General features: G+C 50.0%; 23 protein-coding genes and 2 tRNA genes. 18 read left to right on the top strand and 7 right to left on the bottom strand.

Annotated elements, in window-relative coordinates:
• Nucleotides 1-95: 95 nt before the first annotated feature.
• Both O4H49_RS04875 and O4H49_RS04870 read right to left on the bottom strand, forming a co-directional pair.
• Entirely contained in the window at nucleotides 96-311 is a 216-nt protein-coding gene (locus tag O4H49_RS04875; protein ID WP_269422312.1) for a hypothetical protein, read from the bottom strand.
• 152 nt (nucleotides 312-463) lie between these two features.
• Nucleotides 464-1,669: an NAD(P)/FAD-dependent oxidoreductase gene (locus O4H49_RS04870; RefSeq protein WP_269422311.1), complete on the bottom strand. Its 1,206-nt coding sequence runs from the start codon at nucleotides 1,667-1,669 to the stop codon at nucleotides 464-466.
• A gap of 288 nt (nucleotides 1,670-1,957) precedes the next feature.
• On the opposite strand from O4H49_RS04870, the gene rplM reads away from it, so the two are divergent.
• The 4 genes from rplM to O4H49_RS04850 all read left to right on the top strand — a co-directional run bounded on the left by rplM (nucleotide 1,958) and on the right by O4H49_RS04850 (nucleotide 4,781).
• On the top strand, nucleotides 1,958-2,422 hold the full coding sequence (gene rplM / locus O4H49_RS04865) for a 50S ribosomal protein L13 (protein ID WP_269422310.1): 465 nt from the start codon (nucleotides 1,958-1,960) through the stop codon (nucleotides 2,420-2,422).
• A 3-nt stretch (nucleotides 2,423-2,425) separates the two neighbouring features.
• Nucleotides 2,426-2,908 (top strand): 30S ribosomal protein S9, encoded by a 483-nt coding sequence (rpsI, locus tag O4H49_RS04860; protein WP_269422309.1) that lies wholly within the window; start codon nucleotides 2,426-2,428, stop codon nucleotides 2,906-2,908.
• A 177-nt stretch (nucleotides 2,909-3,085) separates the two neighbouring features.
• Nucleotides 3,086-4,342, top strand: coding sequence for an MFS transporter (locus O4H49_RS04855; protein WP_269422308.1), 1,257 nt, complete (start codon nucleotides 3,086-3,088; stop codon nucleotides 4,340-4,342).
• A gap of 22 nt (nucleotides 4,343-4,364) precedes the next feature.
• On the top strand, nucleotides 4,365-4,781 hold the full coding sequence (locus tag O4H49_RS04850) for a hypothetical protein (RefSeq protein ID WP_269422307.1): 417 nt from the start codon (nucleotides 4,365-4,367) through the stop codon (nucleotides 4,779-4,781).
• Between the two features lie 34 nt (nucleotides 4,782-4,815).
• Here O4H49_RS04850 and O4H49_RS04845 read toward each other — a convergent pair whose 3' ends face one another.
• Both O4H49_RS04845 and O4H49_RS04840 read right to left on the bottom strand, forming a co-directional pair.
• Nucleotides 4,816-5,397: a LysE family translocator gene (locus tag O4H49_RS04845; RefSeq protein WP_269422306.1), complete on the bottom strand. Its 582-nt coding sequence runs from the start codon at nucleotides 5,395-5,397 to the stop codon at nucleotides 4,816-4,818.
• 212 nt (nucleotides 5,398-5,609) lie between these two features.
• Entirely contained in the window at nucleotides 5,610-6,518 is a 909-nt protein-coding gene (locus O4H49_RS04840) for a DMT family transporter (protein ID WP_269422305.1), read from the bottom strand.
• A 191-nt stretch (nucleotides 6,519-6,709) separates the two neighbouring features.
• On the opposite strand from O4H49_RS04840, the gene O4H49_RS04835 reads away from it, so the two are divergent.
• The 3 genes from O4H49_RS04835 (at nucleotide 6,710) to argC (ending at nucleotide 9,462) form a co-directional block, all read left to right on the top strand.
• On the top strand, nucleotides 6,710-7,636 hold the full coding sequence (locus O4H49_RS04835) for a LysR substrate-binding domain-containing protein (protein ID WP_269422304.1): 927 nt from the start codon (nucleotides 6,710-6,712) through the stop codon (nucleotides 7,634-7,636).
• Nucleotides 7,637-7,752: 116 nt separating this feature from the next.
• Nucleotides 7,753-8,316 (top strand): hypothetical protein, encoded by a 564-nt coding sequence (locus O4H49_RS04830; RefSeq protein WP_269422303.1) that lies wholly within the window; start codon nucleotides 7,753-7,755, stop codon nucleotides 8,314-8,316.
• Nucleotides 8,317-8,505: 189 nt separating this feature from the next.
• Nucleotides 8,506-9,462: an N-acetyl-gamma-glutamyl-phosphate reductase gene (argC, locus tag O4H49_RS04825; RefSeq protein WP_269422302.1), complete on the top strand. Its 957-nt coding sequence runs from the start codon at nucleotides 8,506-8,508 to the stop codon at nucleotides 9,460-9,462.
• A 69-nt stretch (nucleotides 9,463-9,531) separates the two neighbouring features.
• Here the strand turns inward: argC and O4H49_RS04820 are convergent, their stop codons facing one another.
• Entirely contained in the window at nucleotides 9,532-9,987 is a 456-nt protein-coding gene (locus tag O4H49_RS04820; RefSeq protein ID WP_269422301.1) for a hypothetical protein, read from the bottom strand.
• A gap of 62 nt (nucleotides 9,988-10,049) precedes the next feature.
• Between O4H49_RS04820 and O4H49_RS04815 the strand changes: the two genes are divergently transcribed.
• A complete protein-coding gene (locus O4H49_RS04815) occupies nucleotides 10,050-10,607 on the top strand; it encodes a gamma carbonic anhydrase family protein (protein WP_269422300.1) in 558 nt (185 codons plus the stop codon).
• A 137-nt stretch (nucleotides 10,608-10,744) separates the two neighbouring features.
• Here O4H49_RS04815 and O4H49_RS04810 read toward each other — a convergent pair whose 3' ends face one another.
• Entirely contained in the window at nucleotides 10,745-12,547 is a 1,803-nt protein-coding gene (locus O4H49_RS04810; RefSeq protein WP_269422299.1) for a PHA/PHB synthase family protein, read from the bottom strand.
• A 210-nt stretch (nucleotides 12,548-12,757) separates the two neighbouring features.
• Between O4H49_RS04810 and O4H49_RS04805 the strand changes: the two genes are divergently transcribed.
• The 9 genes from O4H49_RS04805 to O4H49_RS04765 all read left to right on the top strand — a co-directional run bounded on the left by O4H49_RS04805 (nucleotide 12,758) and on the right by O4H49_RS04765 (nucleotide 22,059).
• The gene (locus O4H49_RS04805; protein ID WP_269422298.1) at nucleotides 12,758-13,786 is read left to right on the top strand and encodes an OmpA family protein; all 1,029 of its coding nucleotides are present in this window, start codon (nucleotides 12,758-12,760) and stop codon (nucleotides 13,784-13,786) included.
• 218 nt (nucleotides 13,787-14,004) lie between these two features.
• Nucleotides 14,005-15,216, top strand: coding sequence for an LL-diaminopimelate aminotransferase (locus O4H49_RS04800; protein WP_269422297.1), 1,212 nt, complete (start codon nucleotides 14,005-14,007; stop codon nucleotides 15,214-15,216).
• A gap of 4 nt (nucleotides 15,217-15,220) precedes the next feature.
• Nucleotides 15,221-16,510 (top strand): homoserine dehydrogenase, encoded by a 1,290-nt coding sequence (locus O4H49_RS04795; RefSeq protein ID WP_269422296.1) that lies wholly within the window; start codon nucleotides 15,221-15,223, stop codon nucleotides 16,508-16,510.
• Nucleotides 16,511-16,573: 63 nt separating this feature from the next.
• On the top strand, nucleotides 16,574-17,542 hold the full coding sequence (gene glpX, locus O4H49_RS04790) for a class II fructose-bisphosphatase (RefSeq protein ID WP_269422295.1): 969 nt from the start codon (nucleotides 16,574-16,576) through the stop codon (nucleotides 17,540-17,542).
• 136 nt (nucleotides 17,543-17,678) lie between these two features.
• Nucleotides 17,679-19,475, top strand: coding sequence for a single-stranded-DNA-specific exonuclease RecJ (gene recJ, locus O4H49_RS04785; protein ID WP_269422294.1), 1,797 nt, complete (start codon nucleotides 17,679-17,681; stop codon nucleotides 19,473-19,475).
• Nucleotides 19,476-19,484: 9 nt separating this feature from the next.
• Nucleotides 19,485-20,282, top strand: a complete 798-nt coding sequence (locus tag O4H49_RS04780) for a DUF1194 domain-containing protein (protein WP_269422293.1) — start codon at nucleotides 19,485-19,487, stop codon at nucleotides 20,280-20,282.
• Between the two features lie 64 nt (nucleotides 20,283-20,346).
• A tRNA-Glu gene (locus O4H49_RS04775) sits at nucleotides 20,347-20,422 on the top strand.
• Between the two features lie 373 nt (nucleotides 20,423-20,795).
• Nucleotides 20,796-20,871, top strand: a tRNA-Glu gene (locus O4H49_RS04770).
• 297 nt (nucleotides 20,872-21,168) lie between these two features.
• Nucleotides 21,169-22,059 carry a LysR substrate-binding domain-containing protein gene (locus tag O4H49_RS04765; protein ID WP_269422292.1) on the top strand — a complete coding sequence of 297 codons (891 nt, stop codon included), beginning with the start codon at nucleotides 21,169-21,171 and terminating at the stop codon, nucleotides 22,057-22,059.
• Between the two features lie 33 nt (nucleotides 22,060-22,092).
• Here the strand turns inward: O4H49_RS04765 and O4H49_RS04760 are convergent, their stop codons facing one another.
• Nucleotides 22,093-23,004 carry a LysR substrate-binding domain-containing protein gene (locus tag O4H49_RS04760; RefSeq protein ID WP_269422291.1) on the bottom strand — a complete coding sequence of 304 codons (912 nt, stop codon included), beginning with the start codon at nucleotides 23,002-23,004 and terminating at the stop codon, nucleotides 22,093-22,095.
• A 180-nt stretch (nucleotides 23,005-23,184) separates the two neighbouring features.
• Between O4H49_RS04760 and O4H49_RS04755 the strand changes: the two genes are divergently transcribed.
• Nucleotides 23,185-24,744 (top strand): trimethylamine methyltransferase family protein, encoded by a 1,560-nt coding sequence (locus tag O4H49_RS04755; RefSeq protein ID WP_269422290.1) that lies wholly within the window; start codon nucleotides 23,185-23,187, stop codon nucleotides 24,742-24,744.
• Nucleotides 24,745-24,792 lie beyond the last annotated feature (48 nt).

The following is a 24,792-nucleotide window of genomic DNA, read 5'->3' as shown; positions in this document are numbered from 1 at the left end:
AAAAGCCGAAAATCCAGAAGGGATGAAGTCAGGGTAGGGAAGACGGGTTGGGGCAGAGATAAACCTGAAAGAGGAACCGCTCTTGCCAGAGGCGTTCAGGCCTGGCGTCGGAGAGAGTAACAGGAGGGATCGTTATTCTGGCAGGACAGGCCGGATGGGGCAGAACCCCGCAGGGATTCCTTGATGCTCTCGCGGTATTCCACATCCCAGACCAAGCGATCAACATCAATATCTTCGAGAGATCTCATCTGCTCGATCTGTGCTGCACCGGCCTGATCATTGGTGCTGTATATCTGAGTATAGTTTGCCATAGGGTTATAATAGGCCCGGCGATTGTCGCTGTGTTGGGGCAAAATAATGGTAAGAAAGTGACAGGGCAGGCCAAAGAAGAGGCCGCACAAGAAACGATTTATTTATTTTCGTTCTAAATCAATGTCTTGTGCGGTGAGTTTTTGGTTAATTATCAGATAACATTCAGTTCTTTAACCGGTTTGTTTTGCAAGATACGCTCGAAATTGAACACAGAGAGATCAAGCTCCCGGTAGGAGCCATAAAGGATCAGTTCGGAGAGAGCCCGCCCGACGGCTGGTGCCTGTTGCAACCCGTGCCCACTAAAGCCATTCGCGAAAAGAAGATTACCTATCTGAGGGGATGGACCCAGAATGACATTCTGGTCCAGCAGATTATAGGCGTAGTGTCCGGCCCAGGCATTGACCTGTTTGATGCTTTCGAAAGCCGGGACACGGTGAGCCAGAGTCGGCCAGAGAACGTCTTCGAACAGACTGTAATCAACATCAAAATCATTACAGGCCGGATCATTGCCTTCCTGTGGGGAAATCCCGCAGATGAAATTATGACCTTCAGGGCGAAAATAAGCGCCGCTGGGATCGACCACAAGCGGACAGTTCGTAATCTGGTCTCGGCAATTGAAGACAAAAACGCAGCGTTTACGGCTTTCAACGGGCAGGTTTATTCCAGCCATTGAGGCAATGGAGGCCGCAGCCGGGCCAGCTGCATTGATAAAGTATTTTCCGGCGATTTCTTGCCCACTCCTGAGCCGTGCATGGGTAATCTGTTCAGAGCCATTTTGTTGTCCGCTCTTCAAACCAGTAACTTCGTCATTGATGTAGGTAACGGCCAGACTCTTGTTTTTTGCCTTGAAAAGCTGGAGCAAAGAGTAGGCATCAAACCAGCCTTCACCAGAGTTGCCCAAAGAACCAAGGGCAAGATCCTCACAGTTCATCCAGGGAAAGCGTTCCTGAAGGATTGAAGAAGGAAGGAGCGAAATGTCAGCGCCAAGTTCTGTTTGTAGTTTGTTGTTCCTGTGAAGGATATCTGCTCCGGCCGGGCTGGCAAGAAGCAGGTACCCCTTCTCTTGCAGGCCGATATCATGCGGGGTGTTATTTGCCAGAGATTCTTCTATGCCGAGATACTGGTTCAGGTTTCTGAGAAACTGAATGCCAAAAAGGGAAATCTCTATGTTCTCCCGGGTGGAGAACTGCTGCCTGATCGAGGCGGCAGAGAGCGTCGTCGAGCATTTTTGGTAGCTGCTGTCTTTTTCAACCACTGTAACTGTGCCGTTAAAATCAGGAGAGCTTGCGAGAAAATAAGCTGCTGCACTCCCTATAATACCGCCACCGATAACCACAACATCAGAAGTGGATCGCATAAATTCTCCATATTTTCTATTTTATACAAAAAAACATATTTCACGGACGGGCGATATCTTGCAACAGAATTCATCGGCTGAAGAAAACAGCTCAAAAAAAGTCAAAAAAATGAAAATATATGAGGTGTTTTAATACCTCATTTTTAAGTTATTGATTTTAATGGTGTATTTTTTGCGAGGTCGGATTAAACTGTTTGACAGCATTGGTGGACTGTATTAGAAACCAGCCACGCAAGAACACATTCAGTGTCTTGCCCCTTATTAAACAGTATGCAGTGGCTCTGTTATATGAAAACTTTTTCTGCAAGACCCGCAGATATCGAAAAAAAGTGGTTCGTGGTTGACGCTCAAGACGTCGTCCTCGGTCGCTTGGCCGTTGAGGTCGCGAAAATTCTGCGTGGAAAACACAAAACGACTTATACACCACACATGGATTGTGGTGATAACGTTATCATCATCAACGCTGAGAAAGTTGCTCTTACCGGCAACAAACTCGCTGACAAGAAGTACTACTGGCATACCGGCCACCCTGGCGGTATCAAGGAACGTACTGCCGGTCAGATTCTGGAAGGACGTTTTCCAGAGCGCGTAGTTTCAAAAGCTATCGAACGCATGGTTCCACGTGGACCTCTCGGTCGCCAGCAGATGCGCAACCTGCGTGTATATGCAGGTGCTGATCATCAGCACGAAGCGCAGCAGCCTGAAGTTTTGGACATCGCTTCCAAAAACATCAAGAACAAGAGGAGCCAGTAATCCATGGCTAACGAAACTCTCAATTCCTTGAGCGATCTTGGTGGTGCTGCTCCTGTAGTTCAGGACACTACTGTTGTTGCCGAGCGTAAAGTTGATGCCCAGGGTCGCGCCTATGCGACCGGTAAGCGTAAAGACGCTGTTGCGCGTGTATGGATCAAGCCAGGCACTGGTAAAATCACTGTAAACGGTCGTGAAGAAGAAGTTTATTTCGCACGTCCAGTTCTGCGCATGATGATCGCACAGCCTTTCGAGACTGTTGAGCGTTCAGGCGAGTTCGATGTGGTTTGTACCGTTAAGGGTGGTGGTCTCTCTGGTCAGGCTGGTGCTGTTCGTCACGGTATCTCCAAAGCACTGACTTACTTCGAGCCAACTCTGCGTCCTGCACTGAAAGCACGTGGCTTCCTGACACGTGATGCCCGTACAGTTGAGCGTAAGAAATACGGTAAAGCAAAAGCGCGTCGTAGCTTCCAGTTCTCCAAGCGTTAATCCGCTTCAGAACAGCTTTACAGCTATTGAAAAGGGTCGCCATCTGGCGGCCCTTTTTGTTTGCACTGATTTTCTTTTCGAGTACCGTAATTGTCTCGCTCTATCATTGAGAGAGCCGAGGCTGACGAAATATGGATCACTGGTGGTTAAGTTCAGAATGAAACGGGGTAAGACGTAATGTCAGTAAATGCAAAAACAACTGCGTCGGGCCTCTTTACACCCATACTGCTCTCTGGTTGTCTGATCCTGATGACGGGCTTTGCCATCCGCGCCAGTTTCGGTGTATTTCAAATTCCAATTGCTGACCAGTTCGGGTGGCTACGATCTGAATTTTCCATGGCCATTGCCATTCAAAATCTGGCCTGGGGGATTGGTCAGCCGATCTTTGGTGCTCTGGCAGAAAAGTTTGGCGATATCAAAGCCATTATCCTTGGAGCTGTCGTCTATGCGCTGGGGCTGGTTCTCAGCAGTTTTGCCGTGACCCCGGAATCACATCAACTACTTGAAATTCTCGTGGGTTTTGGGGTCGCAGGAACAGGATTTGGCGTTATTCTCGCTGTGGTTGGGCGCAGTGCGTCAGATGAAAACAGGTCTCTTGCTTTGGGTATTGCCACTGCGGCAGGATCTGCCGGGCAGATTATCGGTCCGCTGGCAGCAGACAGTTTATTACAGATCATGCCCTGGTCGTCGGTCTTTCTGGTTTTCGCTGTTGTGATCATCGCTGTGTTGCTGGTGCTGCCTTTTATGCGCAGTAAAAGAATAGCCTCGACGACAGAAATACAGGAAAGTCTGGGCGCGGTACTTGGGAAAGCTCTGCGCGATCCCACTTATGGTATGATTTTCCTCGGGTTTTTCTCCTGCGGTTTTCAGCTGGCTTTTGTAACGGCACATTTCCCGGCCTATATTACCGAAGTCTGCGCGGCGATTCCGCCCAATTCGGTCCTTCGCAGTCTGGGGGTGAATACAACCTCGGCGCTGGGTGCCTTTTCTATCGCAATTATCGGCGCGACGAATATTGTCGGCACGGTGACGGCGGGCTATCTGGGCAAGAAGTGGTCGAAAAAATACCTTTTGGCGCTTATCTATACCGGACGAACCATAGCTGCGATCCTGTTTATTCTCTTCCCGATGACGCCGACATCCGTGGTAATCTTTTCTATTGCCATGGGGTCTCTCTGGCTGGCGACGGTGCCGCTGACTTCGGGGTTGGTTGCCCAAATCTATGGCTTGAAATATATGGGAACACTCTACGGGATTGTGTTTTTCTCTCACCAGCTTGGCTCATTCCTGGGGGTGTGGCTCGGCGGGGTGATGTATGATGGTTATGGTTCATATGACGCCGTTTGGTGGGTCGGTATCGGTGTCGGAGCTTTTTCGGCAATCATTCATCTGCCAGTTCGAGAAACGCCTTATCAACGTGCTGTATCAGCCTAGGGAATTTCTTGTAAGGGAGAAAATGATGTTCAAAGGGCCGATTTTGTCTTTGCTTGTGGGATTTGCTGTTTCCGGTTGTGTTGCTGACTCGAATAAACAGTTTAGTGATACAGGGGTATCCAGCAGTCATCAGCGTGTGAAAACATCTGTTGCCTCGCGAAATAATCCCAAATTTTCTTGGTACTGGAGCGAATACGATGCCAATAACGGAAACGTATCTGGCGCATTTGAGAGAGTGTCCTTTTCTGGCCCTGACTATGTCATTATCGTTCACAAATTGATTCCCTTAAGCGAACCAATTCCTTCTGATATTCAAGAACTCGGTGATAAGTATTGTGCACGTTCAGGGAAAAAAGCGACCATTAGCGAGTTTAACGGACGGGATATAAATGTTGTTTCGTACCAGTGCATGTTTTCTGGTGAGCAATTGGAAAGTTGAACTTCTGTTATCAGGCTCTGTTATTCAATAAGTGTTAAATCATCAGGTATAAGGCAACAGCTGCCAAAGCCACACCCATGATTGTATTGAAAACACGTATGTGACTTTCTGTCTGGATGAGGGCTTTGGCTTGTCTGCCTGCAACGGCCCAAGACCCAACTCCAACGAAGCAGATGACAAAATAAAGTCCGCAAAACAGGAAAAGGCTGGAGATATCCTCTTTTACAGTAAAGGCTGTCACCCCTGCCAGGCTGGCGATCCAGGCCTTTGGATTCAAAATGTTGAGCAGGAAGCCCTGTAGAAATCCCGGTTTGGTTTCTGATCCGAGGGATAGAGTGTCACCAGAGAAGGTAATCTTGTAGGCCATATAGAGCATAAAGGCGGCACCGATATAGCCGATGGTTTGCATGGCATCGGGGAAACGGGCAGTTAACTCGTTTGCACCCAATCCAATAGCAAAGAGCAGACCGGTAAAACCGATGGTCGCTCCGGCAACAAAAGGAACGGTTTTGCCTATGCCGTGATTCAGGCCAGAGGTCAAGGTGATGATGTTGACGGGGCCGGGCGAGATGGACATGGTCAGGGCATAGGTGCACATGGCGAGAATAAAGGTCATATCTGATACTTTCGCAAGGATTTGAGCAAAGATATCAGGAAAGAAATGCCTGTATAATGTGATCTTATCAGAATTCATTGTTCTGACATATTGCCTAATTATGGAGGCCAACTGTTGAAGCTCAGGAAATTTGTCGATTATGTAAAACGCTGGTTTGCCGATAATCACCATTTCGAGTGACTGGCAAACCAGCGTTCCTTGCGATTAAAGGGCTAGGCGATTTTCTTTGTGGGATCGGCCCTGCCTGGAAGCAGTTTCCAACCCAGATTGACAGCAGCTGCACTGAGCAAGATGAGGATAATCCCCAAAATTTGCAGCAGGCTGAGATTCTGTTCGTAAAAGACATAGTCAAGGATGATCGCAACTACAGGATAGATAAAGGATAGAACGGCTATCACAGGTGTCTGCAGTTTCTGGAATGCAGAATACATGATGATGTACATGAAACAGGTATGAATCAGGCCAAGAGCAATTAAAAATCCCCAGGGCGCAGCTTCAGTGGGAGCCGCGGAGAAGTCGACGAACGGGGCCAGCATCACAACCCCGAGACTGACTTGCAGGAAGGCAATCAGGTGAGGTTTCATCTGTTTCAGGCGTTTAGCGACGATGGTGGTGAAGGTATAGAGGACAGCAGCACCGAGTGCGAGGCCTGCTCCTTTGAGCATCTGGATGTTTCCTGTGAAGGATTCTGTGTCGGGATTGACGATCAGAACCAGACCGCTAAACGCGATAATCAGCCAGATTATCTTGTTAAGACTAAACGCCTCGCCCAGAAAGATTGCACCGAAGATCACCAGAAAAAAAGGCTGGGTGTGATAAATGGTCGTACTGACCGAGATAGATGCCAGCTCGAATGAGGAAAACAGAAGTATCCAGTTACAGATAAGGGCGGCACCACCGAGCAAGGCAAGGATGATGTTTCGCCCTACCAAAACATCTTTTGTCAGGTAGCCCTTGTACCAGCAATAAAGGCCCAACCCTGTCGCTCCAAAAACACAGCGGAAGAAGACGACATTAAAGGGTGATTGTCCGGATTCAAAGACAAACAGGCCGATGAAACCGGAGAGTACCATCGCCAGAGACATCTGAAGAATGCCGGAATTGATCTGTGGCTGCTGCATTGTATTAATTCCTGCTATTTGCGAGTGATGTTCAGATTTGCAATATCATGACAGAGGAATTATTTCTTCGACAAGACGATGTCGTTGATGACTATACCCCTATTATTCACCATGGTATCTGTTAAAGCCAAGATGGGGATAAACTCTGCAGATGTAAAAGCAGAAGATATTAGGCTGAATAAGATTTTCTTATGCTAAAAAAACGTAGACTTCCTCCGTTGAATGCCTTGAAAGCATTCGAGGCAACAGCGCGAACCGGCAGTCTTTCTCTCGCTGCCGAGGAGCTGTCTGTATCTGCCTCTGCTGTCAGCCAACAGGTTCGCTCTCTGGAGCAGTGGTTGGGGCTTTCGCTTTTTGATCGGGGGGCCAATTTTATCGAGTTGACAAAAACAGGCGCGACCTATCTTGCCGGGTTAACCGTGATGTTTGATCGTCTGGATGAAATGACCGAGGCATTGCAAAACAAAAAAGCGCCCCGCAAGCTTCGCCTGTCAGTTTTGCCTTCTTTTGCTGCAGAATGGCTTGGGCCTCGGGTGAAAAAATTCAGAAAGGCGAACCCTTCAATACAGTTGGAGATCCTGACGTCTGATCAACTTGTGGATTTCTCAGATGGATCTGTTGATCTTGCCATTCGCTATGGGCCGGGAAACTATAAGGGCTTGACGTCAGAGCTGTTGATGGGGGAGATGATCGGACCTGCCTGTCATCCTGATTTATTAAACGAGGGAGATTTTTTTTCAAGGATCACTCTGTTACGCGATGCAGGTGGGCCCGAAGGTATCCGTTTGAGTCTTGAGGAATGGCTGGATGATTTTGCAAGGGAAAGCCCTGCTGGTCATGACAGCTATTCTTTTAGTGACACACATTTGCTGATCAATGCTGCGCGCAATGGTGAGGGACTGATGTTGGGGCGTTCGGTCCTCATTGCTGATGATGTTCTGTCTGGGCGCCTGGTTCCGGTTTTGGGCAAGTGGACGAAGTCCCCTTTTTCCTACTATCTGGTGTCTTCTGCAGTAAGAGAGCTAACGCCGGATGGGCGCTTGTTTCGCAAGTGGTTACTTGCAGAAATCAGTGAATTTGAAAGCAACATGCCAGAAGCCTTGAGGAGGCAGGAGTGATTTTTCCCTTAGACTGGGATGAGGGCGTGCGTGTTTTCTTCTTATCACTCTGTGCAAAGTGATTTATACTGTAAGGCCACAATCCGGATAACGATTTTCTGGCCAGGGTGATGAGCTTGAAATCTTCTCGATCCCTTATACCGAAACTGCGATGTGTTTCCCTGTTTGTATTCTTTGCTCTTGGGGCATGTGTTGCGACCACGCAGCCGCAGAGTGACAGGATTTTTGCCAGCGAGCCCGAACTGGTTTCTGCCGGGGCCTTTCTTTTGCCCGAGAACGAGATCGTTGGGGCTATATCTGGAAATACCCTCTATGGGAAATACCTTTCCAATCCAGAGCAAGCCCGTGCCGAGGCCCCAGAGGCTGGCCTGCCCGAGACAGATTTGCCCGGGAACGATTTGCCTGGGAAAGATCTGAGGTGGGTAGAGTATATCAGCAGCGATGGTCGCGTTGCCTACTATGATTTTGTTCAGCTGACCCAGGGGAACTGGCAGGTCAAGAATGATCTGGTTTGTTTTTCTTATCAGACCCTGGTGCCGCAGCCCGACAATTGTTTTTTGGTCTACGCTCTGGGGGACCGGTATTATTTTGTCTCTACGCGATCACAAACAAGAGGGCAGGTCGTTACGGTTGTCCTTGGTCGCAAGAACGGAAATGCTGAAGGCTTGAAGTTAAAATAATCCCTAATTGAGTTGAGCATTGGCGGAACAGTATTTTGTTCTCCGTTATCGTGGAGGGCTGCTATGGCTGTCTATCTTATTATTGCAGTAAAGAAAAACGGTTTCAGATTTGAATTTTCCTTGTAATTATGTTGTCTTGGCTACAGGTATTATCCTTGTTTTTCAGTTACTGGTTCAGGATTTGATCTCATGAGCGCGGGCAAAAAAATATTTATCGATGGCGAAGCAGGGACAACCGGGCTTCAGGTGCGGCAGCGTCTTGAAGCTCGCCAGGATCTCGAGGTTCTCTCTATCTCTCCTGAGTTGCGCAAGGATAATGAGGCCCGCAAGCAACTATTGAACTCGGCTGATCTGGTGATTCTCTGCTTGCCTGATGAAGCAGCTGTCGAAGCTGTTGCGCTGGTCGAGAACCCTGATGTCAGAATTATTGATGCCAGTACAGCATATCGCGTTGATCCTGACTGGGTTTATGGCTTCCCGGAAATGACAGAAGGACATCGGGAGCGGATTGCTTCTTCGAAACGTGTAAGTAACCCAGGCTGTTATCCGACAGGTGCAATTGCCTTGATCAAGCCACTGGTTGAACAAGGAATATTGCCTGATACAGCACATATTAGTGTTCAGGGTGTTTCCGGTTATAGCGGTGGCGGCAAGGCCCTGATTGCTATTCATGAGGGTGGCGAGGTTGAGCCTTTTGGGACTTATGGCCTCGGGCTGGGGCATAAGCATGTACCGGAAATGATGCTTCATAATGGTCTGAAACATCGTCCTTTATTTCTTCCTTCTGTTGGTCATTTTGCTCAGGGAATGTTGGTTTCTGTTCCCTTGCACTTTGCGCAGTTGAAATCAGGCACGACGGGTAATCTAATTCATGAGGCACTTGTCGATCATTTCCGTCATTCCCGGTTTGTGAAAGTTCAAGAACTGAATACAACAGATGCGCTGGAACGCGGTGCCTTTTTACGACCGGATAGCCTGAATAACACAAATGCACTCGAACTTTTTGTGTTTGCCAATGACAAAGCCGGGCAGGCTGTCTTGATTGCGCGTCTTGATAACCTTGGCAAAGGAGCTTCAGGTGCTGCAGTCCAGAATATGAATCTGATGCTGGGCTTGCCAGAGGTTGCTGGGCTGGAAACAGGGTAGTTCTTCAGGGCATCAGATAATAAAAAAGGACGGCAATGCCGTCCTTTTCTGTGAGGGTTTTCCGGGCAATCAGCCAACAGGATACCACTGTTCACAGAGGCGAGGGCCGCGGGCCTCGCGATTACCCTGGATGCCAAACTGCAGCATTTTCAGGGTACGGTTAGCAAGTTCCCGGATATGCGAATCTGGAACCCCAGAACTGGCAAGTTTACTTCTGGATTTTTTTGCTTTCGCATTATGAGTTTCAGCTTTTTGCGGTTCATTTACTTCCTTATAGGCAGAAGCGAGGCAGACCTGCTGCTGATACCATCTGGGCTCATTCGTTCTTGCGTGACTGGGGGAAGAAAAAAGAAGGGTATTAAGGCCGATAACGGCGGCAAATGCCAAAATAAAAATATCGTGTTTGCCCCTAAGCATATTCTCTGCGCTCCAGATTAATCTCGTAACGGGTGTTATATATGGATTTAAAGAGGTTGAAAAAGGGTAAAAATGTGAACCCCCTTTTTGCTTATATAACAAAAGCATTTGTTTGTTAAGCTGGATTCTTGTCGTTATGTGAAACAACAAATACAGAAAAAGAGGACGCTGTGGCAGCTTTGATTCTTCCCTATCGGGGGATCTTCCCGAAAATTTCTCCCGAAGCTTTTATTGCCGAGACGGCTGTTATCATCGGGGATGTCGAAATCGGACCAGGGTCTTCCATTTGGTATGGATGTGTCGTTCGCGGAGATGTTAATGCGATTCGCATTGGCAGGAATACAAATATTCAGGATGGCACTATTATTCATGTTAACCACGATCGCCAGGGTGGGGACTACCGGCAGACAGGGGGCGGTCTTCCGACCAATATCGGAGATGGTGTTACCGTTGGTCATGCGGCATTGCTGCATGCTTGTGACGTCAGAGACAATGCCTTTATCGGAATGCGGGCGGTTGTGATGGACAAGGCGGTCGTTCAGAGCGGGGCCATGGTTGCAGCCGGGGCCTTGCTTACTCCTGGTAAAACAGTGCCAACAGGAGAACTCTGGTCAGGTTCTCCGGCAAAAAAATTCAGAGATCTTTCCGCAGAAGAGCAACAGGGGATTCTGTACTCTGCATCGAACTATGCCGAACTGGGAAAGAGTTATCGGCAGCCCCTTGAGTGAGATAAGCAGGTTTTTCGACTGGATTGAGAAGCCAAAGAGAAAAACCGTCACAGCATCAGATTGGCTGCTGTGACGGTTTTTTTCTTGTGGAGGTTTCTTTCGGATACCCGGAAGATAGGTAGCGTTCTTAAACCTGACTACCTGATCCTGACGTAACTGCCCGGAGCAGGTTCGATTATTTTGAGTTTACCAGAGCCTGGTTTCTTTGCGTCAACAAGCTTGCCGCTGTTCTTCTTTTCCCATTCAGCCCAGTGTGGCCACCAGGATCCCGGTGCTTCTGTTGCTTTGTCCAGCCATTCATCTGGATCAGCGGGTGTGTCCCTGTTGGTCCAGTATGAATATTTTCCGGCGTCAGGCGGGTTGATAATACCCGCAATATGTCCTGAGGCAGACAGAACAAACTCTTTTTTCCCGGAAAAATGCTTTGTGTTGGCATAGGTCGATTTCCAGGGCGCGATATGATCTTCCTTGGCCGAGATGATAAAGCTGGGCACTGTTATCTTGCCAAGGTCAATTGGCACACCGTCGAGAACAATGCCGCCGGGCTGGGCCAGTTTGTTTTCCAGATACATTTTTCGCAGGTAGAAGCTGTGCATGCTTTTAGGCATGCGGGTCGTATCTGAATTCCAGTACAGCAGATCAAAGGGGAAGGGGGTTTTCCCCAGAAGATAGTTATTTACAACAAAAGACCAGATCAGGTCGTTGGCCCGGAGCATGTTAAAGGTGGTGCCCATTTCTGCGCCGTCGAGATAGCCTTTGTCTGCCATGCGCTTTTCAAGGGAAACCATCTGATCCTCGTCGATAAAGACGCGTAGCTCACCGGCTTCGGAAAAGTCGGTCATGGTAACAAAGAAGGTACCGCTTTTGATCCGCTTGTCTTTTTTCTCTGCCATATAGGCAAGTGTGCTGGCCAGGAGTGTTCCGCCGAGGCAGTAGCCGATGGCATTAACCTCTTTTGCCCCGGTTGCCTGCTCAATGGCATCAAGCGCCGCAAGGGGGCCAAGCAACATATAGTCTTCAAAAGATTTTTCAGCCAACCTGGCATCTGGGTTGATCCAGGAAACCATAAAAACTGTGAAGCCCTGTTCTACAGCCCATTTCACAAAGGAGTTTTTGGCTTTCAGATCCAGAATGTAAAACTTGTTGATCCAGGGAGGAAGAATCAGCAAGGGTCGCTCGTGGACCTGTTCTGTTGTCGGGCTGTACTGGATCAGCTGCATCAACTCGTTTTGATAAATGACACTACCAGGGGTGGTGGCTACATTCTCCCCCAGGGTAAAGGCGTCTTCGTCGGTCATTTTGACCCGGCCTTTTTCAAGGTCGCTGATCAGATTCTCGAGCCCCTGCAGCAGGTTTTTTCCCCCGCTTTCTGTTGTTACCCGCAAGATTTCGGGATTGGTCATCAGGAAGTTGCTTGGGGAAACCGCATCAAGAAACTGTCGCGTATAGAAGTCGACTTTGAGGGCGTCCTGTTTATCCAGACCATCGACACTGGTAACCGATTTGTGAATGGTCTCCGAGGTGAGCAGGTAGGACTGTTTGATGAAGTTGAAAAAGGGATTGTTCTCCCAGGCTTCATCCTGAAACCGACGATCTCCTTTGGGTTTCGGGGCAGGGCTTTTTTTGTTTTCGTCAGATTCTGTTTTTCCTGCAGCGAGGAAGTTATTGGCGGTTTGCTGCCAGAGGTTTGTATATCCTTGCCAAAGATCGGATTGCAGTTTCATGGCCTTATCGGGATCAGACCAGAATTTTTGCGACATTTCCAGGAAGGCCTGTCCGATCCGTAAAGGATCAGGATCGTGTTCCTGCGGGTTCAACGGTTGTTGCCGTGCCATGAAGTTTTTGATCAACTCCTGGCTTTTTTCTGAGATTGCAGACATGGTTTCTGCCAGCTCGGCAGGATCCGGGAGGTTTATTTTGGGGGGGTGTTGATCGGCCATTAAGCCTTCCCTATGATCTGTTTGGTCTTTTTGTTGAATCGGATATCGCCTTGTCGGACTTTCAATGTTATACACGCATTGTTACAGCTGGAAGCACAAAGAACAACAAGTGAGGTCAATATCGTCAGCCTGTATTGTAAAACTGGTGCTAATCAGTAGAGTACAAGTTACGGTTTTTTTGACGTATTCGAGGGGGAATGGTCATTCATAATGACCAAGGACAGTCGTATGCCTGAGCAGAATAAAAAAAATTTCTATCGTAAAGGGGGCGTAAGCCGCTTCGCAGGGGTGATGTTGTTACCACTTTTGCTCGGTGCCTGCTCGTCAACACCTGATTGGGCCAACCCGATCGAATGGTTCAGCAGCGATGAGCCTGAGCAGCCGACAAAGGTGACATCAGCCGAGAACGTCGTTCCGGCAGAAGGTTTTCCGAATCTGTCCAGCGTTCCGGGGGAATCTCCACAGACAACTCCTGGAAACCTGAGAGACCAGGTGACAGAAGGTCTGATCGCCGACAGGAACAATGCCGAGTACAGCGATCAGCCTTTGACGGCCCGTTCGACCTTGGTGCCGCCAGCACCTCCGCCCTCAGTACCCCAGGCACCCGTGACGGCAAGCCCGGCAGTTCCGGCATCACCGACAGTGACGCAAAGCGAGCTCCCCTCTGCTTCTCCCCAGACTGCTGCCGCACCTCAGCCTTCTCAGCAGACCACGGTGATTTCCTCGCAGGGGGCTGCTCTGCCTCCGGCTTTCCCGAACGGCGCGCCTTCCTATGCCCCGACACAGTATAATGGTCCGGCATTTAACACGCCGAGCTGGGGATCGCCTTATGCCCAGCAGAGTGGTTACACGCAGCAGTCCAGTGGATATTCTTCCGCCGGGACTGGTGGTCAGCTTGTTGCTGTAATCTATTTTGCCCATGGGTCCTCACGCCTGAACCAGCAGGATATGCAGGTTATTCGGGATGTGGCTTCTCTCTACGGACAGCGTGGTGGCCAGATCACAGTCCTGGGACACTCAAGCTCGCGTACCCAATTGACTGATGCGCTGACTCACCAGCAGGTGAATATGGAGATATCCGCCAGCCGCGCCCAGTCGGTTACCCAGGCGCTTGTCGAATCTGGTGTCAGTTCTTCGCAGGTGATAACGGATGCGCGTTCCGACACGAACCCGGTTTTTCATGAATTCATGCCGACAGGGGAAGCAGGTAACCGTCGCGTTGAGATCTATGTGAATTAATCAGGGTAAATTAATCAGGGATATTTCGATTTTTCCCGAGCAGTAAGACGCATAAAAAGATTGGTCACGGAGCTGGTATTCTGCTATCTGCTTCGTGGCCTTTTTTATTGGGGCTGGGTGACAGCTCTATCAGGGAGGAACGGCGGCACATAACGTCCCGTTTTCCTGTTGGATGCCTGTTAAAAATCATTGTTGTTATCAAAAATGTCGAGTTGGGAATGGTTCAGGAATTTCACCGTATCAAACGTCTGCCACCTTATGTATTTGCCGAAGTCAATGCACTGAAGGCGGCGGCCCGAGCGGCGAAGCGTGATATTATCGACTTTGGCATGGGGAATCCCGACCAGCCTCCCCCCCGACATGTTATCGACAAACTGACAGAGGTCGCCCAGAATCCGAGAGTGCATGGATACTCAACGTCCCGTGGAATACCAGGACTACGCAAAGCAGTATCCGCTTACTACCAGCGCCGTTTTGGCGTTGAGATTGATCCCAATAACGAAACAATTGTAACGATTGGTTCGAAAGAAGGTCTGGCAAACCTCGCTCAGGCGATCACGAGTCCTGGCGACATCATTCTGGCGCCGAACCCAAGTTACCCAATTCATGCCTTTGGCTTTATCATTGCTGGCGCTGCCATTCGTTCCATGCCGATGGGGCCTGATACAAGCATTATTGATCAGCTGGAAAAAGCAGTCCGACACTCGGTGCCAAAGCCGCTTGCCGTCATTCTCAATTATCCTTCAAACCCGACAGCTGAAGTCAAGGATCTGGATTTTTATGCCGAGATCGTAGACTTCTGCCGTAAGCATGAAATCTATATCATTTCGGATCTCGCCTATGCCGAAGTCTATTTTGATGATTTTGTGCCACCGTCTATTCTTCAGGTGCCTGGGGCCAAGGACATTGCCGTGGAGTTCCTTTCCATGAGCAAGACCTATTCCATGGCAGGGTGGCGTGTTGGTTTCTGTTCTGGAAATCAGAAGCTTGTTGCCGCTCTGGGACGGGTCAAATCATATGTGGATTATGGGGCCTTTACCCCGATGCAGGTGGCTGCGGTTGCTGCATTGAATGGCCCTCAGGACTGTATTGACGAGATGCGTGATCGCTACCGCGGACGTCGTGATGTTCTGATCAAGGGGCTTGCTGCGGCGGGGTGGAATGTCCCGAGCCCGCCAGCAACGATGTTTGCCTGGGCGCCTTTGCCAGAAAAATTCGCCCATCTTGGCTCGCTTGAATTTTCCAAGCTGTTGCTGGAACACGCCAATGTCGCTGTTGCTCCCGGAGTTGGTTTTGGGGAGTATGGTGAGGGATTTGTTCGCCTGGGACTGGTTGAAAACGAACAGCGGACCCGCCAGGCGGTTAAAAATGTCAAGACCATGATGCAAAATGCTGATGCTATTCTAGAACAATACAACAAACGGAAATGAAGTCGTGAGTGAACCTCTTAAGATTGCTATTGCCGGCTTGGGAACAGTTGGTACCGGAACTGTAAAACTGATTCAGGAAAACCTCGGACTTCTGACCCTGCGCACGGGGCGGGCAATTTCTATTGTCGCCGTCTCTGCGCGCAGCAAGAAAAACCGCGATTTTGATATGAGTGATATCACCTGGTACGACGATGCCGTTACCATGGCGGCAGAGAGTGATGCTGATGTTGTGATGGAACTGATCGGTGGTTCCGAAGGCATTGCGAAAGAGGTTGTTGAGACTGCTATCGCCAAGGGACGGCATGTGATCACGGCAAACAAGGCACTGCTGGCCCATCATGGTGCTGAACTGGCACGCAAGGCTGAAGAAGCCGGTGTAGCGCTTGCCTATGAAGCTGCTGTAGCGGGAGGCATCCCGGTTATCAAGGGAATCCGCGAGGGACTCGCGGCGAATTCTTTTGATCTGGTTTATGGTATCCTCAACGGAACCTGTAATTTTATTCTCAGCAACATGCGTGAAACTGGCCGGGATTTCGAGGAAGTGCTTTTTGAAGCTCAGGAGCTTGGCTATGCCGAAGCCGAGCCAAGTTTTGATGTCGACGGGATTGATGCGTCACACAAGCTTTCCTTGCTTGCGTCCCTCGCGTTTGGCAGTGAAGTTGATTTTGATTCGGTCTACATCGAAGGCATCCGCGCGATCAGCTCACTTGATATTGCCTATGCCGACGAGCTTGGGTACCGGATCAAATTGCTTGGAATTGCACGTAAGACACAAGACGGAATTGATCAGCGTGTCCATCCCTGCATGGTTCCGGCAGAACAGCCGATCGCCCTTGTTGAAGGGGTGCTGAATGCTGTCGTCTGCAAAGGCAATCATGTTGGAACTTCTGTGTTCGAAGGGGCAGGGGCTGGTGGTGGCCCAACGGCTTCGGCAGTTGTTGCTGATCTGGTCGATATTGCACGTGGCACGATCCTGCCAACATTTGGTATTCCGGCAGCAAAGCTGGAAAAAGCAGTTTCCCAGCCTGTGGAGACACGGGAAGGTTCTTATTATCTGCGTCTGACTGTCGAGGATCGCCCCGGGGTAATTGCCGATATTGCTGCTATTCTCAAGCGCGAGAAAATATCAGTGAAGTCGTTGTTGCAGCACGAATCAAATCCGGGTAAGGCCGTGCCCCTGGTTATCACGACCCAAGAAACAGTTGAGCTGGCCATGATCCGTGCACTGGAGAGTATCTCCGGGCTGGATTGTGTCCTTGAAAAACCAAATATGATCCGGATTGTCTCGCTCTGAAGCGAAGCAATCTGAAGTTAAACCTGTTCAAAGTGAACACTATCAAAGTCAGAGGACAAAGATATGGAACGGAACTTGGCCCTCGAGACCGTCAGAGTCACCGAAGCAGCGGCTTTGGCCGCCTCGCGTCTGATGGGACGCGGTGACGAAAAAGCCGCAGATCAGGCCGCCGTTAATGCCATGCGCGATGCGCTTAATGGTATGGCGATCGACGGCACTGTGGTTATTGGTGAAGGTGAGCGCGACGAAGCCCCGATGCTTTATATCGGTGAAAAAGTCGGACTTGGCGGACCTGGTATCGACATCGCCCTTGATCCTCTTGAAGGGACGACCCTGACGGCCAAAGGTGGCCCAAATGCGATGACAGTTATTGCCATGGCAGAGTCAGGTAACTTCCTGAACGCGCCAGATACCTATATGGACAAGATTGCTGTTGGTGCAGGTTTGCCAGAAGGTGTCGTTGATCTTGATGAAACGGTTTTTAACAACCTGAGTAATCTGGCCAAGGCGAAAAAGATGGACATCAGTGATCTGGTGGTTTGCATCATGGATCGTCCGCGTCATGAAGAGAAAATCACCCAGGTACGCGAATGTGGTGCCCGTATTGTTCTCATTGGTGACGGGGATGTCGCCGGGGCGCTGGCAACCAGCCGCTTCGACAGTGGAATCGATCTCTATATGGGAATTGGTGGTGCACCGGAAGGTGTTCTGGCTGCTGCGGCCTTGCGTTGCACTGGCGGACAGTTCCAGGGGCGTCTGGTGTTTCGGAATGATGATGAAGTTGCCCGCGCCAAGCGTTGGGGAATTGAAGATCTTGATCGCAAATACATGATTGACGAGTTGGCCAAGGGCGATGTGATGTTTGTCGCAACAGGCGTTACCGATGGCTCTTTGCTGCGCGGGGTTCGCCGGTATCAGGGTGGTGCGACGACACAATCCATTGTGATGCGTTCCAAAACGGGCACGTCACGTATTGTCGATGCGACGCATAACTTTTATCGTAAGACCTGGTACGACAATCTGGGTGTTTGATCCCGGCGGTTATCCCTATCTATGCAAGAGGCGCCTTTGTGCGCCTCTTGTCATTTTGGGCATTGTATTTTGTTGTCTTGTCTTTTTGAACCGGCAGGCTAGGCTTGATAATTCATTTATTAAGGGCAGTTGAATAGTGAAGAAATCAGGGGAAGATCGCGCTGTTTTTCTTGGAGTTGAAAACTCTGTAACCGGAAAACGCTGGGAAGACAGGTTGCTGGATTCAAGAACGGCACTGGCACTGAGCCAGCGGCTGGGCTTACCTGAGATTGTCGGGCGTATCCTTGCTGCACGGGGCGTCGGATTGGAGACGGCAGAAGCTTATCTTAAACCGACTTTACGAGACTGGCTCCCAAATCCTTCTGACTTTAAGGGAATGGATGCCGCGACCGGGCGTATTCTTCAGGCCATTGAAAACAGGGAAAGCATAGCGGTCTTTGGCGATTATGATGTCGATGGAGCAACGTCAAGTGCACTGCTGCTGCGCTATTTTTCCCAACTTGGTCTGGAATTGAAGGTTCATATCCCGGATCGGGTAAGCGAGGGATACGGACCGAATCTTCCCGCCCTGCTGAAACTGCAGCAAGAAGGGTGTTCACTGGTTATCACGGTTGATTGTGGCACCTCGGCATTTGAACCGCTTGAAGGTGCCCGGGAAGCGGGTCTGGATATTATTGTCATCGACCACCATGAGGCTGAAGCCAGTTTGCCACCAGCAGTCGCGGTGGTAAATCCGAACCGTCAGGATGAAAGCCGGGAGTTTACTTCATTGGCTGCCGTTGGAGTTGTCTTTCTGGTCCTGGTTGCGTTGAATCGTCAATTGCGCGAGGCGGACTGGTTCACCAGACAGGGGGTGAGGGAGCCCAACCTGATGAACCTGCTGGATCTGGTCGCCCTGGGAACAGTCTGTGATGTTGTGCCCCTATCAGGGCTGAACAGGGCCTATGTCAGTCAGGGCGTGAAAGTCCTGGCAAAAAGGAATAACCCCGGCATTGTCGCACTCTCCGATGTTGCCAAGCTATCGGAACGTCCGGACAGTGGTCACCTTGGTTTTACGCTTGGTCCACGGGTTAACGCGGGAGGCCGTGTCGGGCAGTCTTGGCTGGGGGCGCGGCTCTTGTCGACAAACAGGCAGGATGAAGCTGAAAGCATCGCACGCCAGTTGGAAGAGCTGAACAGCGAGCGCCGTCAGATTGAAGCCGAGGTGCTTGATCAGGCATTGGGGCAGGCGGCAGCCCTTTCAGAAGGGGCCGGTTGTATTCTGGTTGCTGGCGAAGGCTGGCATCCGGGGGTGATTGGAATTGTCGCCAGCCGCTTGAAGGATCGCTATAACGCCCCTGCGTTTGTCATTGCCTTTGATGACCATGGGGTTGGCAAGGGATCAGGGCGGTCTGTCCCAGGTGTCGATCTGGGGGCAGCTGTTATTGCAGCCCGGCAGGCGGGGATACTGGAAAATGGTGGCGGTCATGCAATGGCCGCAGGTTTGACGGTAACGCGTGAGCGGTATCAGGATCTCTGTATCTTTTTGACAGAGCGGCTTTCCAGAGAACTGGCTGACATTTCTTTTGTTCCCTCAATTGGTATTGATGGTGCATTACATCCGGGGGGCGCCAATGGTGATCTGGTAGAGCTTCTGGATTCCTGTGGCCCTTATGGTGTGGGTAATGCGCAGCCGCGCTTCGTTCTGCCACAGGTCAGAATACTGCGTCCGGCGATTGTCGGGGATAGTCATGTCAGGTGTCTTATCAGTGGAGCGGATGGCCGGACAATCAAAGGGATTGCCTTTCGTTGCCTTGATACTGATTTAGGGCAGTTCCTTCTCAATAGCGGAGGGCTTCCTGTTCATGTCTGCGGCAAGCTTAAGAAGGACAGTTGGTCAGGCCCAGATGCCGTGCAGATAATTATAGAAGACGCCGCTTCTGCGACAGGCTAGAGTAGCTGGATGATCCAGCCAAATTGCCTCCAGAGATTTTTAAACTCTATATCCTGTTTCTCCGCCTTTCTGGGGGGCTGGGCTCTCGTTTTTAATGTCCTTGCTGTCGGTTCTGTCCTGGCGCAGGAAAAGAAGGCTCCTCTGCCGGTTGATCTGGAACTGGTTCTTGCCGTTGATGCTTCAACAAGCGTCTCGGCGCAGGAGTTCGATTTGCAAATGCGGGGCATCGCCCAGGCCTTTCGGGAACCTTCGGTTATTCAGGCAATTGCTGTATCTGGCGACCGGGGAATTGCTGTATCTGTGATCCAGTGGGCAAACAATCTGCTGCAGGAAGTCGCTGTTGACTGGTTTCTGGTCAGGGATGAGGAAAGTGCAGGTGCCTTTGCCGACCTTGTCGATGAAACACCCAGATTTATTTTTGGTGGGGGTACTTCTATTGGCGGGGCTATTACCTTTTCGACCCGGCAAATGGAAATTAATGACTTTGAAGGAAGCCGCCGGGTTATCGATATATCAGGAGACGGTCGGTCCAATCAGGGAGCGCCCCCTGAAATGGTTCGGGATCGAAGTACAGCACTGGGCATTGTCATCAACGGTCTGGCGATTGTGAACGAAGACCCTTTTATTGACAGTTACTATGAACAGTTTGTAATTGGTGGAACCGGCGCTTTTGTCCAGACGGCAACGACCTACGAAGACTTTGGTGCCGCCATGATGGAAAAGTTGATCAAGGAGATTGGCGGCGTACCGGTCGCGGAAAAAACAACGGATTTCCGCTTTGCCAGCAATGAAGCGGAAAAAAGATAAAAGAATCGAATTTGCTGCTTGCCAAGGGTGTCTGAAATAGGTAAATCCTTGCTCACCGAAAGATGACCCCTTCGTCTAGAGGCCTAGGACACCGCCCTTTCACGGCGGCAACACGGGTTCGAATCCCGTAGGGGTCGCCATTTCGTCTCAAAGCCGCCTTGTGCGGCTTTTTTGATTCTTGGGATCTCCGCGAGATATTTTTTAAAACTGGTCTGCTAGATTTACCCGCCAACTTGGGGCCCAAAGTTTCAGGTTGGGGTGAAGAAAATCAAATCCGGGACAAAATCACCAGATGTTTGCATCAACTCAAAGATGAAACCGGGAATTGGTTGTTTGTCATCTGAAGAAATTTACGATTCTTGGGGAAAATATCTTTGGCTATCTGACTGATTCCTCAATGTGAATCGGCTAGGGTGGTGAATTTTCCAGAAAAAACTCAAAAAACACCCACCTTGGGGAAAAAGGGCTTGCCAAGGGTGTCTGAAATAGGTAAATCCTTGCTCACCGAAAGATGACCCCTTCGTCTAGAGGCCTAGGACACCGCCCTTTCACGGCGGCAACACGGGTTCGAATCCCGTAGGGGTCGCCATTTCGTCTCAAAGCCGCCTTGTGCGGCTTTTTTGATTCTTGCAGGTGTGATTTATATTCAGGCCAACCAAAGGCCACAGTTATCGAACAGATTCCCAGACACGAGAAGAAGAACAAGAGGGGGCCTTGTTTATGCGTTCAGTAACCTGTTTTTGAAATGTCAAAATCTGAAGAGTCTGTATGAGAGTCTGAAGAACCTGGTTGAACATTTCGGATCTCCTTTCCTGATTATTGAAGCGCTTCTTTACCCTTTTTTCAAACGAGTTTACTGTGACGTTCATATAACTGGAGGTTATGGATGAGATTCGGCAAAATTTCCCTGGCATCTCTGCGTAGTTTTGAAGCTGCAGGCCGGTTGGCCAGTTTTACTGCCGCTGCAGACGAACTTTTCGTTTCGCAAGCTGCAATCAGCAAGCAGGTCAGAGAGCTTGAACTGTCCCTTGGTTACAGTCTGTTCCATCGCAGTCACCGCTCTGTAACCCTTACAGAAAAGGGAGGACAGTTACTTGCCAGCCTGACGCCAGCATTTGACCAGATTGATGGATGCCTGCTGAACTTGCAGCGACAGCCGGAAGATACGCGGCTTACCCTGACGGTAGAGCCCGGTTTTGCGTCAGGCTGGCTTGTCCATCGCCTGAAGGATTTTCGAGAACAATATCCAGAGATCGAAGTTTCTGTAGAATCTTGTCACGATCTGATCGAATTCCGCTCTCATGCAGCTGATATAGCTATCAGATTTAGCGCTACAGTCTGTAGCTGGCCGAGAACTGAAGTACAGCATCTCTTTGACGTAGAGATGATACCGGTTGTCTCAAGCGACTTGTTAAAGCCTGCTCAAACATTTCTAGAAATCAAGGACTTTGAGCAGTTAACGTTGCTTCATGACGAAAATTACAACCTGTGGAAACAGTGGTTTGATAAAGCGGGTATTGTCGTCGACAGCATTATCAAAGGGCCAATTTTTGATGATAGCGGTTTGATTTTACAAGCTGTTCTCGACCGGCAGGGGGCAGCTCTGGTTGATACAATTCAGGCGAAAAAATATCTTGTATCTGGTCAGATACAACAGATTTTCCCGGTATCCCTGCAACACGGTTCCTATTGGCTGGCCGTACGAAAGTTTGAAACACTGTCCAAGGCCGGAAAAATCTTTGTTGCGTGGCTTTCGGATGCTGTGCGTAGAGACTGAACACTGATTTCTATCAGCTAATATGCCCGTTGGTCATTGACCGGATTTTTTATCATTTTCCAGTTCATTCATCAGCCACTTATAGAACAATCGTACTTTGGGGCTGTCGGCCAATTCCGGTTTGCAAACCAGATACCAGTCGCCGCTGTGACAGCTTTTATCACCAAAGGGGCGGACCAAAGAAGAAGCCGGTGTCCGGGGGGTGGCAAAAGGGCTGTTGGTCATGGCCACACCACGTCCTTTGCTGGCAGCTTCGAGAGCAAGAAGATAATTGTCATAGGTGATGGCCTGATCCGGGGCCCAGTCCTCTATTCCTGCTTCTTCAAACCAGACTGACCAGTCGTGGTTATGATTGAACAGCTGCAGGATATCGTGATTGAGCAGGTCTCCCGGTTCTTTTATCGGAGATTTCCCCTTAAGAAGATCAACATGACACATGGGAGAGAGCCGGGCTTCAGCCAGATGGAGATAAACCAGATCCGCCTCTTTCTTATTGGTCCAGATAATTCCGACATCAACGCCCTGACGATCAAAACTCCAGTCGAGGTAGGAGGTTCCCAGCTGGGCCTGAATACCTTTGCTGACCCGATAAAACTCATGAATACGGGGTAAGAGCCAGTACATCGCGACAGTAATGTAGACTTGGACAATCAGCGTGTTCGGACGTTCCAGAGATTGTACCAGATTTGCCCCATCAGCTATCCGGTCAAAGGCTTCACTCAGGATAGGCAGATAAAGTTTGCCGGATTCTGTCAGGACAACGTTGCGCCCGGTTCGGGCAAAGAGGTTAACGCTTAACTGGTCTTCCAGATTTCTGATATGATGGCTGATGGCTGAATGGGTAATATTCAGCTCTTCGGAAGCGACACGAAAATTGAGATGCCTGGCAGCAGCCTCAAAGGCCCGCAGGGCGTTGAGGTTGGGCAGTTGTCGCTTCTTCTTCAAAATCAAAATCCTCAAGAGTCCTGTAATACACACCTATGTGAACTAAGAAATTAGCACGACTTTTGACAAAGGGTCATGTCCTTTCGGTGAGTATAAGTGACCAGTCGGTGAAAAAGCATCATTTGTTCCTTTTTTCGCTGTTATCCAGAATGACACCAGAGATTTTTACTGGAGAGTGTGATGAGCGAGACAGCCGTAGTTTCCCGCCGCAAAGGTGGACGAGTAGCACGACAGGCCATGCGTGCGGCACCTTTGACCGCTGACAAACGGGCAATCGGCCCGGGACTGGAAAGTGGAAGTTTCAAGGTTCTCAATGATTTGCAGATCAAACGTATCCATACTGCGGTTTTGGATGTGCTGGAGAATATCGGTCTTGCGGATGCCATACCCAGTTGCATCGAGGTTGTTACGGCAGCAGGTGGTGTGCTCAAGGATAATGGGCGTTTGACCTTCCCCCGGGCGCTCGTCGAAGACACCATCGCCAAGGCCAATCGAAATGTTGTGCTCTATGGTCAGTCTCCCCAACACGATATGGATATCTCGGGCAGCCGGACCTATTTTGGTACGGCCGGGGCTGCGGTTCATATGGTTGATGCTGTGACGGGGGAGTATCGGGAATCAACAACCCAGGATCTCTATGATATTGCCCGGATGGTCGACAAGCTTGAAAATATTCATTTTTTCCAGCGGGCTGTGGTTTGTCGGGATCTGGCAGACCCGTTCGATATGGATTTTAATACCTGCTATGCCTCTGTTTCAGGTACCACCAAGCATGTCGGCACCAGCTGGGTTGACCCCATGCATCTCGAGAAATCTTTTGAGATGCTCCATCTCATTGCAGGGGGAGAGAAAAAGTGGCGCGAGCGCCCCTTTGTCAGCATGTCCAACTGTTTTGTTGTGCCGCCCCTCAAGTTTGCCGAGGATGCCTGTCGATGCCTTGAAGTCGGTGTCAGGGGAGGGATGCCGATACTCTTGCTGGCCGCGGGGCAGGCGGGGGCAACCTCTCCGGCGTCTCTTGCAGGTTCTGTGGTTCAGGAGGTTGCAGAAGTGCTGGCTGGACTTTGTTACGTCAATGCCATTGAGCCTGGTGCCCCGGCGATCTTTGGGACCTGGCCTTTTGTCTCTGACCTGAGAACCGGTGCCATGAGTGGGGGGAGTGGAGAGCAGGCTCTGCTGGTTGCTGCCTGTGCCCAGATGGGGCGCTTCTATGACCTGCCGACAGGTGTGCCCAGCGGTATGTGTGATTCCAAGGTGCCGGATTATCAGGCAGGGGCTGAAAAAGGCTATAACCATGCCATCACAGGAAATTCTGGAACAAATCTGGTATATGAATCAGCGGGTATGCATGCCAGTCTGTTAGGCATGTGTATGGAAAGCCTGGTTCTGGATAACGATACCATTGGTTCGGTTCTTCGAACGGTAAAAGGTATTGAGGTGTCAGAAGATACTCTTTCTGTCGAAGCTATCCGCCAGGTCTGTGAAGAGGGGCCGGGACATTATCTTGGCTCGGACCAGACGCTCTCGGTAATGCAGTCGGAATATTTTTATCCTGATACAGGGGAACGCAGCAGCCCGAACGAGTGGGTGGAAAAGGGGCGACCAACTGCCTTGATGAAAGCCATGGAGATCGTCAGGGAAACCATGGCCGGGCATTATCCCCGGCATATCAGTGACGAACTTGACAGAGAAATCAGACAAAAATTTAATATTAAACTGCCGAGAGAGCAGATGACCCCTTGAGAAAAACTGGGCCTTCCAGACGTCAAATCGGGGATAGACTATAAGTTG

The organism is Kiloniella laminariae, from assembly GCF_027214005.1.
Taxonomy (GTDB): Bacteria; Pseudomonadota; Alphaproteobacteria; order Kiloniellales; family Kiloniellaceae; genus Kiloniella; species Kiloniella laminariae_A.
The sequence above is the reverse complement of the archived record's forward strand: the minus strand, read 5'-3'. Positions and strand labels throughout refer to the sequence as shown.